This window comes from Streptomyces sp. NPDC059010, from assembly GCF_042740355.1.
Taxonomy (GTDB): domain Bacteria; phylum Actinomycetota; class Actinomycetes; order Streptomycetales; family Streptomycetaceae; genus Streptomyces.
Genome location: NZ_JBHYJA010000064.1, coordinates 23932 through 39740, shown reverse-complemented (window position 1 = coordinate 39740; position 15809 = coordinate 23932). Strand labels below are relative to the sequence as shown.

At 68.3% G+C, this 15809-nt stretch carries 16 protein-coding genes; 7 read left to right on the top strand and 9 right to left on the bottom strand.

What is annotated here, in order from left to right; genetic code table 11:
• Positions 1–20: 20 nt before the first annotated feature.
• The 7 genes from ACFWYS_RS42470 to ACFWYS_RS42440 form a co-directional block, all read right to left on the bottom strand.
• A complete protein-coding gene (locus tag ACFWYS_RS42470; RefSeq protein WP_384781635.1) occupies positions 21–1286 on the bottom strand; it encodes an MFS transporter in 1266 nt (421 codons plus the stop codon).
• Between the two features lie 58 nt (positions 1287–1344).
• Entirely contained in the window at positions 1345–2094 is a 750-nt protein-coding gene (locus ACFWYS_RS42465) for a hypothetical protein (protein ID WP_384781633.1), read from the bottom strand.
• Positions 2091–3155, bottom strand: coding sequence for a Gfo/Idh/MocA family protein (locus tag ACFWYS_RS42460; protein WP_384781630.1), 1065 nt, complete (start codon positions 3153–3155; stop codon positions 2091–2093). The genes ACFWYS_RS42465 and ACFWYS_RS42460 overlap by 4 nt, the downstream gene beginning before the upstream one ends.
• On the bottom strand, positions 3152–4201 hold the full coding sequence (locus ACFWYS_RS42455; protein ID WP_384781628.1) for a UDP-glucuronic acid decarboxylase family protein: 1050 nt from the start codon (positions 4199–4201) through the stop codon (positions 3152–3154). The genes ACFWYS_RS42460 and ACFWYS_RS42455 overlap by 4 nt, the downstream gene beginning before the upstream one ends.
• A 53-nt stretch (positions 4202–4254) precedes the next feature.
• Positions 4255–5361 carry a leucine-rich repeat domain-containing protein gene (locus ACFWYS_RS42450; RefSeq protein ID WP_384781626.1) on the bottom strand — a complete coding sequence of 369 codons (1107 nt, stop codon included), beginning with the start codon at positions 5359–5361 and terminating at the stop codon, positions 4255–4257.
• Positions 5343–6203 (bottom strand): glycosyltransferase family 2 protein, encoded by an 861-nt coding sequence (locus ACFWYS_RS42445; protein WP_384781624.1) that lies wholly within the window; start codon positions 6201–6203, stop codon positions 5343–5345. Before ACFWYS_RS42445 ends, ACFWYS_RS42450 begins: the two co-directional genes overlap by 19 nt.
• A 684-nt stretch (positions 6204–6887) precedes the next feature.
• The gene (locus ACFWYS_RS42440) at positions 6888–7106 is read right to left on the bottom strand and encodes a hypothetical protein (protein ID WP_384781622.1); all 219 of its coding nucleotides are present in this window, start codon (positions 7104–7106) and stop codon (positions 6888–6890) included.
• 19 nt (positions 7107–7125) lie between these two features.
• Here ACFWYS_RS42440 and ACFWYS_RS42435 point away from each other — a divergent pair, with 19 nt between their 5' ends.
• Together ACFWYS_RS42435 and ACFWYS_RS42430 are read left to right on the top strand one after the other, a co-directional pair.
• The gene (locus tag ACFWYS_RS42435) at positions 7126–7464 is read left to right on the top strand and encodes a ThuA domain-containing protein (RefSeq protein WP_384781620.1); all 339 of its coding nucleotides are present in this window, start codon (positions 7126–7128) and stop codon (positions 7462–7464) included.
• Positions 7449–8540, top strand: coding sequence for a Gfo/Idh/MocA family protein (locus tag ACFWYS_RS42430; protein ID WP_384781618.1), 1092 nt, complete (start codon positions 7449–7451; stop codon positions 8538–8540). Before ACFWYS_RS42435 ends, ACFWYS_RS42430 begins: the two co-directional genes overlap by 16 nt.
• Positions 8541–9222: 682 nt before the next feature.
• Here ACFWYS_RS42430 and ACFWYS_RS42425 read toward each other — a convergent pair.
• Positions 9223–10188: a pirin family protein gene (locus ACFWYS_RS42425; protein WP_384781616.1), complete on the bottom strand. Its 966-nt coding sequence runs from the start codon at positions 10186–10188 to the stop codon at positions 9223–9225.
• Positions 10189–10300: 112 nt separating this feature from the next.
• On the opposite strand from ACFWYS_RS42425, the gene ACFWYS_RS42420 reads away from it, so the two are divergent.
• From ACFWYS_RS42420 to ACFWYS_RS42410, 3 genes are read left to right on the top strand one after another with little or no spacing between them, the layout of a single operon-like run.
• Positions 10301–10858 carry a MarR family winged helix-turn-helix transcriptional regulator gene (locus ACFWYS_RS42420; protein WP_384781614.1) on the top strand — a complete coding sequence of 186 codons (558 nt, stop codon included), beginning with the start codon at positions 10301–10303 and terminating at the stop codon, positions 10856–10858.
• Positions 10855–11319, top strand: a complete 465-nt coding sequence (locus ACFWYS_RS42415; RefSeq protein ID WP_384781612.1) for a MarR family transcriptional regulator — start codon at positions 10855–10857, stop codon at positions 11317–11319. The genes ACFWYS_RS42420 and ACFWYS_RS42415 overlap by 4 nt, the downstream gene beginning before the upstream one ends.
• Positions 11320–11369: 50 nt before the next feature.
• Positions 11370–11717, top strand: coding sequence for a tetratricopeptide repeat protein (locus ACFWYS_RS42410; protein ID WP_384781610.1), 348 nt, complete (start codon positions 11370–11372; stop codon positions 11715–11717).
• Positions 11718–11806: 89 nt separating this feature from the next.
• Here the strand turns inward: ACFWYS_RS42410 and ACFWYS_RS42405 are convergent, their stop codons facing one another.
• On the bottom strand, positions 11807–13207 hold the full coding sequence (locus ACFWYS_RS42405; protein ID WP_384781608.1) for a PepSY-associated TM helix domain-containing protein: 1401 nt from the start codon (positions 13205–13207) through the stop codon (positions 11807–11809).
• A 146-nt stretch (positions 13208–13353) separates the two neighbouring features.
• On the opposite strand from ACFWYS_RS42405, the gene ACFWYS_RS42400 reads away from it, so the two are divergent.
• A complete protein-coding gene (locus ACFWYS_RS42400; RefSeq protein ID WP_384781606.1) occupies positions 13354–13998 on the top strand; it encodes a peptide deformylase in 645 nt (214 codons plus the stop codon).
• Positions 13999–14202: 204 nt separating this feature from the next.
• Positions 14203–15798 (top strand): ABC-F family ATP-binding cassette domain-containing protein, encoded by a 1596-nt coding sequence (locus tag ACFWYS_RS42395; protein ID WP_384781604.1) that lies wholly within the window; start codon positions 14203–14205, stop codon positions 15796–15798.
• The last annotated feature ends 11 nt before the right edge of the window (positions 15799–15809 follow it).

Below are 15809 nucleotides of genomic sequence, written 5' to 3'. Positions count from 1 at the left end.
GCGTCCCAGGACCAGGCCGGTCAGGCCAACTGCCCCTGGTCCGGGTTCCGTTCGGTCGACGCGTGCTCACCGGTCCCGGGTGCCCGCGGGGGAGTTCCCGGCGCTTGTGGCACGGGTCGCAGTCGGCGGCGGCAGAGGAATGCGATGAGCAGTGCGAGGACCGCGGCGCCGCCAGGCAGCGCGAACGCGGTCCGCGCGCCGAAGGAGTCGACCAGCACACCCGCCGCGGAGGCGCCGATCGAGACGCCCAGCGTCAGGCCGGTACTGGTCCACGTCATGCCCTCCGTCAACTGACCGCGCGGCACGAACCGTTCGACGAGCGACATGGCTGTCACCAACGTCGGGGCCACGGCCAGGCTTGAGACGAACAGGGCCACGGCCAGAATCCAGAGGTTGTCGGCCGACAGCGGCAGGAGGGTGGTGACGGCCAGGAAGCCGACACCCAGCAGGAACCGCTGATGAGGAGGGCGCCCGGGGCGCAGTGTCCCGAACACGATGCCGGCCACGCAGGAACCGAGGGCGTACGCCGCCAGTACCAGGCTGGCTGCCGCTTTGTGGCCCCGCTCGTCGGCGAAGGCGACAGTGGTGACGTCCACTGCTCCGAAGACCACACCGATGGCCGCGAACGTGCTGATCAGCACCTTGAGCCCCGGGGAACGCAGGACACCGGGGCCGGACTTGCCCTCCTGCGGGTGCGGCGGCGGTTCGGTGGCGCGCTGAGCCACCAGCAGATATCCGCCGACGGTCAGGAAGACGACCGCGAGCAGCGGACCCGCCGCGGGGAACCAGACAGTGCACAGCCCGATGGACAGAATCGGTCCGACGATGAAGACGACCTCGTCGAAGACGGATTCCAGGGAGAACGCCGTGTGCATGAGCGGGGAATCCCGGTACAGCTCCGACCACCGGGCCCGCGTCATGTTGCCCAGGCTCGGTGTGACTCCGGCCGCGGCCATACAGACGAAGAGTGTCCAGTCCGGTGCGTCCAGGTGCACGAGAACCAGGAACGCGAGGACGGCGAGTACGGTCACGGCGACAGCGGGAGCGAGCACGCGACGTTGACCGTGGCGGTCCACCAGCCGGGATGTGTAGGGCGCCAGCACCGCGCCGGACAGCGCCAGCACGGCGGACAGTGCGCCGGCGATGTCGTACCGCCCGCTGACCTGCGACATCATGGTCACGACGCCGATGCCGAGCATGGACAACGGCATGCGGCCCACCACCCCGGCCAGGAAGAATCCCTTGGTGCCGGGTGCCTGGAATATCGAACGGTAGGGGCTGCTCAAGACGGATTCCGGGGGATGTGTGGGATGGATACGTGTGAGGAGATACGGGGCAATTGGCCTAGAGCAGACGCTCTCGCAGCAGGCGGGCGACAGTGGCGAGGTCCGTCGACAGGGTCGTGGTGCTGGGCCTGGCTGTGTGGATCCCACGCCACAGGGCGCGGCGGGGAGATTCGAAGCGAGGGCGGCCGGTGTGGATCCCCGTGGCGTCGAAGCGGGCGATGCTGACGGGGCGAGCGGAGTCGTGGGCCGGCATGTCAATGTGCCAGCGCTCCTTGGGAGACGCCGTGGTGAGGGTAAGGCCGGCCGGCCCGACGGTGCCGGAGAGGGAGAGGATCGCACCACTCGCCCCCTTTCCCGTGACGACGTAACCCCGTCCGCGAGCGACCGTCACAGGCTCCACGGCGACGTTGCCGAGCAGGGAGCGGGCCATGACGAGCTGGGTCAGAAGGCCGTCGGCGAGTTCGTCGGGATGCGACACGGCGACGATCGACTCGATCAGGGCCGCAGCACTGTCCAGGGAGTCCTGGATGCGAGGGAGAGTGGCGGCCCATGTCGGTGCGTCCGCGTATCCGGTGTCGGCATAGAGTTCGACGTCACTAGGGAGATCGTCGTCGTCAGGACGAGGACGGTCGACCAGGACCGCACGAGCCCCCGTACACGAGGCCGGCCAACCCGGGACCGTTCCGTCGACGACCAGGATCTCGGCGTCGGACCGCACCACACGGAAGTGGTCAGGCAGGCTTGCGAGGACAGGTGCGTGCCGTGCGGCAGTGACCGGGCCGTCGAAGGAGACGGAGACAGGGGTCATGACGCCGCCTTCAAGAGGGCTGTGGCGTCGTCAGCCATGTCAAGGGCGTACAGCATGTCATCGAGGACCGTGGGCACATCCATCATGAGTTCGGTCCTCCCCTCCACCACATCGGCGAGGTGCAACCATTCGGCCTGGTAACCGTTGCTGGGAAACTGCCAGCCGCAGGCGCTGCCCTTCGTGTCGGTGAGGGTCACCCTGGCGGATCCAGCCAAGACGTACGGCGGAGGGTAATCCACTCGGAGCCGGGTATCCGGAGCCCACGCCTCGAAGGTCCAGTCCTGCTCCCAGGCTCCAGGCAGCAGGGCGAACAGTTCGGCGGTACGACCGTACTGGTCTCCTTCTCCTGTGAGCACCAGCCGGTAGCCGAACGGCTCCAGTAGTTCGGCGGAGACCACTCGGGCGCGACCGGGCATGAAATGCCGCAACTGCGGAATGACATGTGTGGCCAGACCCAAGATGCAGCCCCGCAGTAGATCGACAGCGGACGGCTGCTGCTCTGAAGACGTGGGCGGATTCACGGGTGGAGGGCTTCCGGTGGCCAGGTCAGTGGCCAAGTCGACGAATTCTTCGTTGGGCGGGAGGTATACCCGTGAGCGCACCAAGTGGGTGCGGTCAGGCAGATCACCCCACGACTCCTTGGCAGCCGTCCACGCCGGGTCGTACGCGTGCATCGCGCCCACCACAAGAGGGACGCCGCTCGACGAAGCGGCCCTGGCGATCTGTTCAACCTCATCTCTGCTCGTGGCCAGCGGCTTCTCACACAGGACGCCCCTCTTCCCGGCCGACAGGGCCGCGACCACATGCTCTGCGTGGAGTGAGTTCGGGCTGCACACCGCCACTACGTCCACGCTCTCGTCGGCGAGCAACTCCTCTACAGTGCTGCTGTACCGTGCGCCCACCCGGGCTGCGACCGTGGCCACGACGTCAGGGGTGACTCCCATGACGTGCGTGACATGCAAACGCTCGGCCAGGGTGGCCAGCGTCGGCAGGTGCACAGCCTGGGTGACGGGACCGGAGGCCAGCAGACCAACGCCCAGTGGCCTGTTCGTCGACCTCATGCCGGCACCTCGTGTTCGGCAGCGTGCTTGGTGCCCGCAACGCCGGGCCCGTTGCGCTGAGCAGCGCACGGGGACGCCTCGGCAACAGCCGAAGGGGCGGCGGTGCGGAACCATTCGATCGTCCGGCGGAGCCCTTCCTCCAACGACACCGTCGGTGACCAGCCGAGCAGTTCGCCCGCCAGAGAGATGTCCGGCCTGCGCCGGACCGGGTCGTCCTGCATGGCTGGGCAGTAGGTCACTTCGGCGTTCACCCCTGTCAACTCCGCCACTGTGCGGGCGAGTTCCAGGATGGTGACCTCCGTCGGGTTCCCCAGGTTGATGGGGCCCGGGTGCTCCGATTCGAGCATGAGCACGAGGCCGGCGATCAGGTCGTCCACGTAGCAGAAGGACCGTGTCTGTCCGCCCGTGCCGTTGATCGTGAGGCGCTCCCCCCTCAGGGCCTGTGTGACAAAGGCCGGGACAGCTCGGCCGTCGTCCGCGCGCATCCGAGGGCCGTAGGTGTTGAAGATGCGGACGATCGACGTCGACACGCCAAAGTGACGAAGGTAGGTCATGGTGGCGGCTTCACCGAAGCGCTTTCCCTCGTCGTACACGGAGCGCGGGCCTGTTGGATTCACCCGGCCCCAGTATTCCTCCGACTGGGGATGAACCTCCGGATCCCCATACGTCTCGCTCGTCGAGGCATACAAGAGTCGCGCTCCCTTCTCCTGTGCGAGAGCGAGAGCGTTGAGGGTGCCGAGGGACCCCGCCTTCAGCGTTTCCAGCGGAATACGCAGGTAGTCCCGCGGACTTGCCGGACAGGCGAGGTGCGCCACCGCGGTGACCGGGCCTTCACACCAGACCTTCTCCGTGACGTCCATCTCAAGCAGCGTGAAACGCGGGTTCTCAAGGCACAGAGCCAGATTGGCCCGGGAGCCTGTGACGAAATTGTCGATACACGTCACGTGGTATCCGAGGTCCAGAAGCCGCTCGCAGAGGTGAGATCCGAGAAACCCCGCTCCGCCGGTCACCACGACGTGTCGGTTGTCTCCATCAAGTTCAGGCATCGACAAAGGCACAGGACCATCCCGTCCGATAGAAGAATGAGGCAAACGATGAATCACAGTGCAGGTGCGAGGTCTTCCAACCGCTGACCGGCCACCTGAGTCGGGGTGACGTCGAAAAGATTGCCCTCAACCTCCAGCTCGACCAGCCGCGTGAAGCCGTCCAACCATCCGGGCAGGCTGGTCAGGGACGCATGGGCGATCTTCAGCCACACAAGGTCGTTCAGCTCGCGTAGGCACTCGGGCAGCTTGTGCAGCGGATTGGAGCTGAGCCCGAGCCAGGTGAGCCCCCTCAGCTCGGAGAACTCCGGCGGGAGGGTATCCAGGTGGTTGCCGCGCAGGTCGAGTCGTGTGAGGCTGCGCAGTGTCGGCAAGGACCCGGGGATGTCCCGGAGCAGATTGTCGCTGACATCCAGGCAGGTGAGTGAGTGCAGTGAGCCCAGCCGTTCAGGAAGGACCGGGATCCGATTGCCTCCAAGGTCGAGGCGCCGTAGCCTGCTCAGGCCGCACAGCGCTTCCGGGAACGCACGCAATTCGTTTCCGCTGACGACCAATTTGGTCAGACCGTCGAGTTGACCGAGCCACTCCGGCAACTGACGCAGGCGGTTGTCTGCCAGCTGGACGACCGAGAGGCGCGACAGCTCGCGCAAGCTCTCCGGAACCTCGGACAAGCCGTTACCGCCGAAGTCGACAACCGTCAGCTCCACGGCTTCCGCCAGACCGCCGGCGATGCCACTGAGCCGGTTGCCGTGCAGATCGAGTGCGGTCAGACGAGGGAGGCGAAGGGAGTCCTCCGGAATGTCACCGATCTCGTTCGCCGCGAGCTTCAGCTGGAGCAGGGACGGTAGCTCGGTCAACTGCTTCGGAAATTCGGCCAGTTGATTGCCGCTCAGATCCACGAGGGTCAACCGCACCAGATGGCGGGCTGACTCAGGTAGCCGGGTCAGCTGGTTGCCGGCGACCTCCAGCCAGGTCAATGACCCCAACTCGCCCAACCAGTGAGGCAGTTCGGCGATGCGGTTGTCCGCGATGTCCAACCAGGACAGTTCACGCAGAGCGCGAACCTCTTCCGGAAGATCGCTCAGCCCCAGCCCGGACAGGTCGAGAACGCCCGAGTCCGCCGCGCGCTCGATCCGCTCATGGATCAGTACGTGAGAGTCCATGCCCACCCCTCCGCCTCGTCGGCTATCTCGTCCCAGAGCGAGTGATCGGTGTAGTCACGGCCGCATGGTGCGGTCCTCAGTCGCGGATCGTCGACGTCGATCCATCCGCCGTTCCCGTCCAGATGCGCCAGTGCGGCCTTCGCCTCTCTGATCAGGGCGTAGTGCTCCACCGGCCAGCGTCCCCGGCTCAGGGAATCCACCCGGTGCCGCATGCGCCGCACCACCGATTCGGTCCACTTGAAGTGATGGACCTGGATGAAGCCTTCCGCCCGGGGCAGCCCGCGTCCGCCCACCGTTCCGTGATGTCCGACCAACAGTTCGACCCGTCCTCGCACGACCCCCGTCTTGAGCGGGAGCGCCTTGGAGATGCCTGCGCTGACCGCGCCGGCGAGCGGATAGCGCTTCCAGAGCGGTGTCGCGTCCACCTCCAGGAGTTCGCCGCCGGCACCGACCCGGTCCAGGAAGCAGCCGTTCACATGGTCGGCTCCTGAGCGCTCACATTTTTCCAGGAGTTCATGGACGGGATGGCTGTAGACATGGAATTCGTCGACGTCCGCCACGACATACCAATCATCAGGCCGACGGCTCATGGCGTACGCCTTCAGCTTCTGGTTCAACCTGTCGCGCCAGGGCCCGAAATGCGAGTGCAGGGGCTCTACACCGACCGTTCGGCAGGCGTCGCGCAAATGAATGTAGCCTTCGTCCGAAGGGGTCTCGGCGTGGCAGATCAGACGAAAGGAATTCAAGCCGACACTTCGGTAGTGCTCGACGAAGTGCGGCAGGAGGGGCGCGTCCTGGGACCCTACAACACTGACCACGTGCACAGGTGATGTGCCAGCCACGAGAAATCCCCTCATTCTCATCAGTGATTGGGCGAGGACAGGAGTGGAGATAGATCGAGAATAAGTTGGCAGATCTGGCCTGATGTCAGATTCAGGAGGAAACGGCTTCACCAGGATGGCAGCCTGACCGGCCACGAACAGCGTTTAGGCGCCGTTGACCGAAAAAGGGACTGTCGAAGTATCGAAGCGCATCGAATACAGCACGGCGACAGTAGGTCACGAGACAGCTGACGTCAACGTCTCTCCCCGCTGGAGCCGCCGGCAATCATGACGGGCCTGACTGGTGCGCGATGGTGCCGTAAGTCAACTAGGGCGCAAATGCACCATTTACTGTCGGCCTGACATCGGTTCGATGCCCTCCGAGAGGCTCCGACCCTGTGGAACCAGCCATAGATGGCTGGAAAACAACCCTTGGCTCACTTGTGCTGCCTCCAGGTCACGGTCTAGCGTCGAGAAGTCGAAGCGCTTCGACTATGGATAGCAATGGCGACTGGATGCATCATCAATTCACCCGCATGCAGCTGGCGTTCACCGTCTGGTCCCGAGGCTCCTGGTACAGATCTCTTCCTCCAGCCTCCGACCTTCGATCGCCGAGCCCGTGTGCACGGCGCCGATGGGAGTGTGCAATACCTTGGCCAGCGAAATCCGGCGGGCTCTTGTCGTCCGTGGTGGTTGGAACGGGCATCAGGGCGTGACGATCAGCGATAGCTTCGTACCGTTCTCAAGGAGCAGCGCTTCACCGTCGAGCGCTCCGAAGACCTCGCGGTGTACGACGACGCGGAGCGGCTCGCTGCCACCGATCTGGTCGTGCAGTGCTGGACGATGGGGACGATCACCCCGCAGCAGCGCGACAGCCTGGCCACCGCCGTCCGCGGCGGCATCGTGGACTGCTTCCACGACCACGGCTATCACCTTCTGATCGGTGGCAAGTTTCGTGATGCACCCGCCCGGCTCCCTGGACCACACCTACCAACTGCCGCCCGAGCATGCGGATCATCCGATCATCGCGGGCCTGCACGACTTCGCGATGCACAGCGAGCAGTTCTGGGGCCTGACCGATGCGCACATCGACGTCCTGGCCACGACCACGTTCCCCGCTGACGACCTGCACGACCGACCCGCCGTCATGCCCGCGGTGTGGGCCCGGCCCGATGGCTCGGGACGCGTCTTCGTTTCGACCATCGGGCACAAGCCGGACGAGTTCGACGTGCTGCATGTGCGGACGCTGACCGAGAGGGGACTGCTGTGGGCAAGCTGGTGAAGCCTTTGAACATCGGGATCGTGGGCGCGGGCAAGATAAGTGGCGCCTATCTGTCGACCCTGGAGAAGCTGACGTCGGTGCGGCTGACCGCGGTCACCGACCTCGACCGGGCCCGTGCGCACGCCGTCGCCGACCAGGTCGGACCGCAGGTCACGGTGGCGGCCTCGGTCGCGGACCTCGTCGCCCGTGACGAGGTGGACGCGGTTCTGAATCTGACCGTCCCGGCCGCGCACGCCGAGGTGGCCTTGGCCGCACTCGCCGCCGGTAAGCACGTCTACGGCGAGAAGCCTCTCGCCATGAATCGCAAGGAGGCCGATGCCGTCCTGACCTCCGCCCGTGACGCGGGACTTCGGGTGGGCTGTGCCCCCGACACCGTGCTGGGCACCGGCACCCAGACCGCGCGCAAGGCGGTCGATGACGGACTGATAGGTCATCCGGTGGCGGCGACCGCCTTCATGACGACCGCAGGGCACGAGCAGTGGCACCCGGACCCGGAGTTCTACTACCAGCCCGGAGGAGGCCCACTGCTCGACATGGGCCCCTACTACCTATCCGCCCTGGTGCACCTGCTGGGCCCGGTGGTGAAGGTGACCGGTGCCTCCTCGCGGCCGCGTGCCGAGCGGGTCATCGGCAGCGGCCCGCGGGCCGGGCAGTCCTTCCCTGTCGAAGTCGACAGCCACATCACGGGTGTCCTGGAGCACGCGGACGGCTCCCTGTCGACGCTGGTGATGAGCTTCGACATCAAGGCCGCGAACCTGCCCCGCATCGAGGTGCACGGCACGGATGCCTCGCTCTCCGTACCCGACCCGAACAACTTCGACGGGCCCGTCGAGATCCACCGCGGCAACGGCTGGGACGTCCTGCCCGTGTCTGCCGGTCACGCGGACACGGGCCGTGGCGCGGGGCTTGCCGACCTCGCCGAGGCCCTGGACACCGGGCGCCCGCACCGCGCCTCGGCCGAACTCGCCGCGCACGTCCTGGACGTCATGCTCACCCTCATGGACGCCGCCGAACAGGGCCGCGCTTTGCCGGTGACCAGCACCTGCGAGCGGCCCGCCCCGGTCATCGGCCTCTAATACTCCGGTGGCAGTTCGCCATTTCCCCTGTTCAGTGGGGGTCTTTGGAGTGTAGCGAGCTGATGCCCAGTCGGGATGGTGGCGGTTCGTGACTCATCTGATCGGGGCGCGTGCGGTGCCGGTAGTGGCATTTCGGCGAGGGCTTGATGGCGTCGGGCGCGGACCAATTCGGCTTCACACCAGCGCCTTCCACTCATTGCCTCAGGTCAGCAAGGGCCGACCGTGTACCACCAGCAGACGAAGAACCTGCCAGTCACTCTCCGGCGCAGCACCTTTCGGATCGGACGCAAGCGGCGCTGCCGACAGACAGCGATGACATCGGAATCTTATGGAGTCTCCACAAGGCGCCGTGAGAGCGACGCCGTCCCACCGCAACGCCCGAGTCGACCGCCAGCCAGGTCAGCATCGGTCCGGACACCACCGAACCTGCCAACACCTACGCAAGCGCCGAAGCTTGGAAAGAGCCGCTCACCCGAGCCTGACGAGGCATCAGCAAAGTCAGCATTAGGTCAGCAAGACTCCTGCCACAGCCACCCACAGGCAGCCACACCGTGGAATCGCCAACCGCACCGGCCTGAGCCAGCCGGCTGTTCGGACGCCTTCCGGCAGCAAGTGGAAGACAGTGAGAATCACCCGACCACCTTCCACCCTGCGGCCACCAACACTGACGCGTTTCCGCAGCTCAGCGCACCCGTCCTCGCGGCTTCAGCGGCACCGCCGGAAGCACCGGGGCAGGCAACGGCTCCCCGTCATACCCCTTCACCTCACCGAACCGGGTGCCTTCCATCCAGTCCTCACGAGCCTGGACGATCTCCTCCTGGGTCCGCCCGATCCAGTTCCAGAACATGATCAGCTCCTCCTCGAACGGCTCGCCGCCGAGGAGCATCAGGCCCGCGTCCGACTCGGCGCGCAGCGGGAGTTCGGTCCGGCCGCAGCCGAGGTAGAGCATCGAGCCGGAGAGGACCGGTACGCCGTCGACGTTGGCCTCGCCGGACATGGCGAGGACGGCGTACTCGAAGTCCGGGTCCAGTGGGAGGCGTACGTCGGCACCGCGCGTCAGGGCGAGGTCGGCGCCGACGATCGGGGTGTACGTCGTGCCGGGCGAGGTCGCGCCGTCGAGGTCGCCGAGGATCAGCGTGGCCCGCAGGCCCGGTGCCGTGACGACCGGCAGTTCGGCGTGGTGTTCGAAGTGCGGGTCGGTGTGGCGGTGCCCGTCCGGGAGGGCGACCCAGAGCTGGGCGCCGTGCAGGAAACGGGCATGTGACCTGGGGCTCTCCTCCGAGTGGCTGATCGCCCGGCCCGAGGTCATCAGTCCCAGTTCGCGCGGGCGGATGGTCTGAAGGCTCCCCGTGGAGTCACGGTGCAGCACCTCGCCCTCGTGCAGCCAGCTCACCGTCTGCAGCCCCATGTGCGGGTGCGGCGGCACCTGCATGCCGGGCTCGTCGGCGATGTCGTCGGGGCCGTAGTGATCGATGAAGCACCAGGCACCGACCATGCGTCGGCCCAGGTTGGGCAGCAGACGACGGACTTCGGTGGACTCGCCGAGCTTGACGCGGCGAGGGCTGAGTAGTTCGCGTACGGGCTCGGCCACGACAAAACCGCGGCCGCCGCAGATGGCGGGCACCGCCTCGCGATCAAGATTGCTCATGGCGCCCAACCTAGCCCCGCCGGGGCCGCGCCGTCAGTCCGTCGCCCGGCGCTGTCTCGATGCGGTTCAGAAAATAGTAGCCATGGATATAGTAGCCATGTACTGTATCGACATGAGCAAGGGTTCCGAGAAGGCCACGCCCGGTTTCCTGGTGTGGCGCCTGTCCACGAAATGGCGGGTCGCGGTCGACCGGGCCATGACCCCGCTGGGGCTCACCCATGCGCAGTACGCACTGGTGGCCTCGCTGTACGGCATGCAGCACCAAGGGGAACGGCCCAGCCAGCGGCGCCTCGCCGACCACACCGGCCTCGAACCGCTCTACGTCTCCAAGTTGGCACGCTCCCTGGAATCCGCCGGCCTTCTCGAACGCACCCGGGATCCCCGCGATCCGCGCGCAGTGCAGCTGGCACTGACCGAACAGGGCCGGGAGCGGACCCGACAGGCGATCAAGGTCGTCCAGGGACTGCTGGAGCAGTTGCTGGCACCACTCGGCGGCCTGGACAGCGCGCGCACACGGGAGTTCACCCGCGAGCTCACGGCCCTGCTCGACTCACCGCTCGACCCGCTCGCCACGGACAGCGAGTCCGACAAGCCCGACGAGCCAGACGGACAGCCAGACGGACAGCCGGACAAAGAGTCAGACGAAGAGTCAGACAAGGAGCAGTCATGACCACCACCACTCCCCTGGTCAACCCCCGAGTCATAGCCCTGGCCCACTACGCCGGTCGCGCACTGCTGGAGAAGGTACTGGCCCGCCACGGCGCGACCTTCCAGCAGTCCGTCACCCTCCGCCTCGCCGCCGTCGCCGACGGGCCGGTCGACCGGGACGGCCTGGTCGGCGGTGTCGTAGACGCACTGAAGATCGACGCGGCGGAGGCCCACTCCGTCGTCGACGAGCTGGTCGCCGGGGAGCTGCTGACCCCCCAGGGCGCATCCGCAGTGCGGATCACGGACGCCGGTCGGGAGCTGTACGACAGCACGTCCGCCGCGACCGCCCCCATCACCGCCCGCGTCTACGCCGACATCCCGGAGGAGGATCTGGCCGCCGCCGGACGGGCGCTCACCCTCATCACCGAGCGCGCCAACGCCGAGCTCGCCACCATGACCGCCATGACCGACGCGACCCAGTAGTGGAATATTGAACGAACCTTCTTCGTTGACGGCCGCGAAGGAGGTCACGAGTGGACACGACGTACTACGACCACGGGACACCGGCCGAGCGCTGGGAGCGCGCGCAGCTGTTCTTCGACGCCAAGGACTACGCCGCCGCGGCGCGCGTCCTCGGCAAGCTGGTCGAGGAGGTGCCGGAGCAGACCGGACCGCGGCTGCTGCTGGCGCGCGCCTACTACCACTCGGCCCAACTGCGGCGTGCGGAGAGCGAGTTGCACGTCATCATCGAGCGCGACCCCGTCGAGCAGTACGCCCGGCTGCTGCTGGGCCGCACACTGCAGCGGCAGGGGCGGGACGAGGAGGCGGAGCCGCACATGCGCCTCGCGTCGGCGCTGGCGGGCGACTTCGAGCAGCTCTGAGTCACGCGTGGGGCCCGGTTCCCCCCGGAACCGGGCCCCAGCCCTGTGCGCCCCTACCTCACTTACTTCACTTACTTCACTTGCTCCGCCTACTTCGCTTCGGCGGGCGTCCGCCTCCCCCGGCGATGGGCGATCTCCCCGAAGACGACGTCCATGACGATGAACGCGGCCAGCGGGATGCCGAGCAGGGGTACGAAGTAGCCGACCAGGGCGACGACCGCCACCAGCGGGACCAGGATCTGCGGGGGCACCTGCTGCCAGGCGCCGCGCGGGATGGGCCGGCCGAAGGCGGAGCCGCGGCCGCGCTGCCACCACATGCGGTAGCCCCACACGATCAGCAGGATCAGCGAGAGCGCGAGCGCCATCAGGGCGATCTGGTTGACCAGGCCGAAGAGGATCCCGGTGTGCAGGTCGATGCCCCAGCGGGTCAGCTTGGCCAGCACCGGATAGTCGGCGAACCGCAGCACGTCGGTGACCTCGCCACTGGCCGGATCGATCGCCACCGAGTCCTGCTTCGTCGGCCAGCTGCGCTGCACCTGCTTCACCACGTACGCGGACGAGTCGTCGGCGGGCGGCACGATCTCCACGGGATCGCCGAGGCCCTCGGCCCGTGCGGACGCCAGCACCTTGTCGAGGCCGACGCCGTGCTCGCCGCTCCCGCCGGTGCCTGCGGCGGCGCCGTGGCCGCCGTGGTCGCCGCCCGCCGAGGCCGAGATGGACGGCGTGGCCTGGCGGAGCGAGGTGCGCAGTTCGTCGATGTTGGCTCCGGCGTACGTCGACCAGGTCAGGCCGGTCGCCGAGAGGAAGATGAACCCGACGGCCGCCCAGACACCGACGGTGCCATGCAGGCCGAGCGTGCGGCGGCGACCGCTGGTGCCCCGCACCTTGCGCAGGGCGCGGCGGCGGGAGAACCACAGCACCAGGCCGCCGGCCGCGATCACCCACAGCCAGCTGGCCGCAAGCTCGCTGTAGAGGCGGCCGGTCTCGCCGAGGTGGAGGTCGCGGTGGAACTTGTCGATCCAGGTGCGCAGGGGCAGCGCGCCGGTCGAGCCGTACTGTTCGAGGGCGCCGCGTATCTCGGCGGTGTACGGGTCGACGAATACGGCGAGCGTGTAGTCGGCGTCGACGCCCTCGACTCCGGACAGCAGCACCCGGGTGGACTCGTCGTCCGCCGGGGAGGGCCGTACCGCCGAGACCGCGCCCTCGGGGTGAGCCTTGCGTGCGGCGGCGACCTGCTGGGAGAGCGGCAGCTTCGTGTCACCGACCGGGACGGTCATCTCGTGGGAGTACACGAGCCGCTCCGCCTGGAACGCCCCCGCGTACAGGAAGCCGGTGGCGGCGGCGACGAGCAGGAACGGCGCGACGAGCACACCGGCGTAGAAGTGCAGACGCAGGATCAGCGGGCGCAGCGTCGCCCATCTGCGGGGCGGCGACGCCGGGGCGTCGGGCTGCGACGCCTCCTCGGTGGCGGTCGAGGGAGCGATGGACATCGGCGGCATCTCCGGGGAGTGGGGACGTTTCTCGGCAGTAGCGGTCCAGTAGTCGGAGAGAGGGGCCGCCGAGTTCCCGGCATTTCAAGTGACGTGCGCCACAAGGAGGCCCGTAGGTCGCGCCGGTGCCATGGCATGCTGGCGCGATGGCACTTCCGAACCATCGCGCACCCCTGGCCGAACAGGTCGAGCAACTCCTCGCCACCGAGGGCCCGTTGGCCATCGCGGCGGCCGGCGACCCGGTGCTGCGGCGTCCCACCGAGCGCTTCGACGGCCAGCTGGAGCCGGCTCTGCTGGCGCGCTTCATCGAGGCCCTGCGGATCACCATGTACGCGGCGCCGGGCGTCGGCCTCGCGGCGCCGCAGGTCGGTGTGCCGCTGCGGATCGCGGTGATCGAGGACCCGGCGCCGGTGCCGGACGAGGTGCGGGCGGTGCGCGGGCGGGTGCCGCTGCCGTTCCGGGTGCTGGTGAACCCGACGTACGAACCGGTCGGCGCCGGCCGTGCCGCGTTCTTCGAGGGATGTCTGAGCGTCCCGGGCTATCAGGCGGTGGTCGCCCGGCCCACGGAGGTGCGGCTGACCTGCGAGGACGAGCGTGGGCACGTGGTGGACGAGGTGTTCGCGGGGTGGCCCGCCCGGATCGTGCAGCACGAGACCGACCACCTCGACGGGATGCTCTACCTGGACCGGGCCGAGCTGCGCTCGCTCTCCTCGAACCAGGCGGTGGCCGAGTACTGGACCCAGCCGACCCCGGCCGAGGCGGCGCGGGCCCTCGGCTTCGAACTGCCGTGACCCCGACTCGCCTTCGGACCGCCGTGACTCCCCCTTCGAGCCGCCGTGACGAACGTCGCCGCCGATAAATCAGCGGCGCCCGACGCAGCACTCTCGCTACTCTGACGGCATGTCGACGCCCCGAATTTCCTAGCTGAGGACCCGCTTCCACGCCACCCGTGTGTCCTCCCGCTTGTTCGGATCGCTTGTTCGGAGCGTCTTCTCATGATCACCGTCACTGGTGTCGACGTGCGCGTCGGCGCGCGTCTGCTGCTTTCCGGCATCTCCTTCCACATCTCCCCCGGCGACCGCATCGGCCTGGTCGGCCGCAACGGCGCCGGTAAGACAACCCTGTTGAACACCCTGGCGGGCACGCTGCCCCCGGCCGCCGGGACCGTGACCCGCACGGGCGAGGTCGGGCATCTGCCCCAGGACTCCCGCGCCGCGGACCCGACGGTCACCGTCACCGACCGCATCCTGTCCGCGCGGGGCCTCGACAGGGCCGTACGCGCCCTGCGCCGTGCCGAGGAGGCGATGGCCGACGGTACGCAGCGGGCGATGGACGCCTATGCGCGTGCCGAGGCCCGGTTCCAGGCCGCCGGCGGTTACGCCGCGGAGGCCGAGGCGGCCCGGGTCGCCGCGGGACTCGGGCTTCCCGCCGGGCTGATGGACCAGCCGCTGGGCGCGCTGTCGGGCGGGCAGCGCCGCCGCGTGGAGCTGGCCCGCATCCTCTTCGCGGAGCACGGCACCCTGCTGCTGGACGAGCCCACGAACCACCTGGACGCGGACTCGATCGGCTGGCTGCGCGCGTTCCTGGCGAACCACCACGCCGGGCTCGTACTGATCAGCCACGACACGTCCCTGCTCGCCGCCGCGGTGAACCGGGTCTTCCACCTGGACCCGCAGCGCACCACGATCGACGTGCACAACACCGGCTGGGCGGCCTACCTCGCCCAGCGGGAGGCCGACGAGCGGCGGCGGACCCGCGAGCGGGCCAACGCCGAGCGCAAGGCGGCGTCGCTGCGCGCACAGGCCGGGAAGATGCGCGCCCGTGCGTCGACGGCCGTGGCCGCGCGGAACATGGACCGCCGCGCCGACCGCATGCTCGCCGACCTCGAACCGGCCCGGCGCGCCGACAAGGTCGCCAGGATCCGGCTGCCCGAACCGGCGCCGTGCGGCCGGATCCCCCTGGGCACCGTCAGCCTCAGCAAGGGATACGGCGACCACCGCGTCCTTGCGGGCGTCGATCTCGCCGTCGACCGGGGCAGCCGTATGGTCGTGCTCGGGCCCAACGGCGCGGGAAAGACCACGCTGTTGCGCATCCTCGCCGGTCAGGATCGTCCCGACGGCGGCCGGGTGGTCCATGGGCCCGGGCTGCGGCTGGGCTACTTCGCCCAGGAGCACGACACGTTGGACCCGGAGGCGACGGTGGGCGCGCAGCTGGCTTCGGCGGCCCCGCACCTGACCCACCCCGAAGTCCGGCGCGTCCTGGGCTCGTTCCTGTTCACCGGCGGCGACGCCGACAAGCGTGTCGGCGTCCTCTCGGGTGGGGAGAAGACCCGTCTCGCCCTGGCGGGCCTGGTCCACTCCGGCGCCAACGTGCTGCTCCTGGACGAGCCCACCAACAACCTCGACCCCGCCTCCCGGGCCGAGGTCCTGGCCGCCGTGGGCACGTATCCGGGCGCGATCGTCATGGTCACCCACGACGAGGGCGCCATCGAGGCCCTGCGCCCGGACCGGGTGCTGCTGCTGCCGGAGGCGGACGAGGATCTGTGGAGCGAGGAGTATCTGGAGCTGGTCTCCTCGCCGCACATGACCTGATGCCGCCGCCG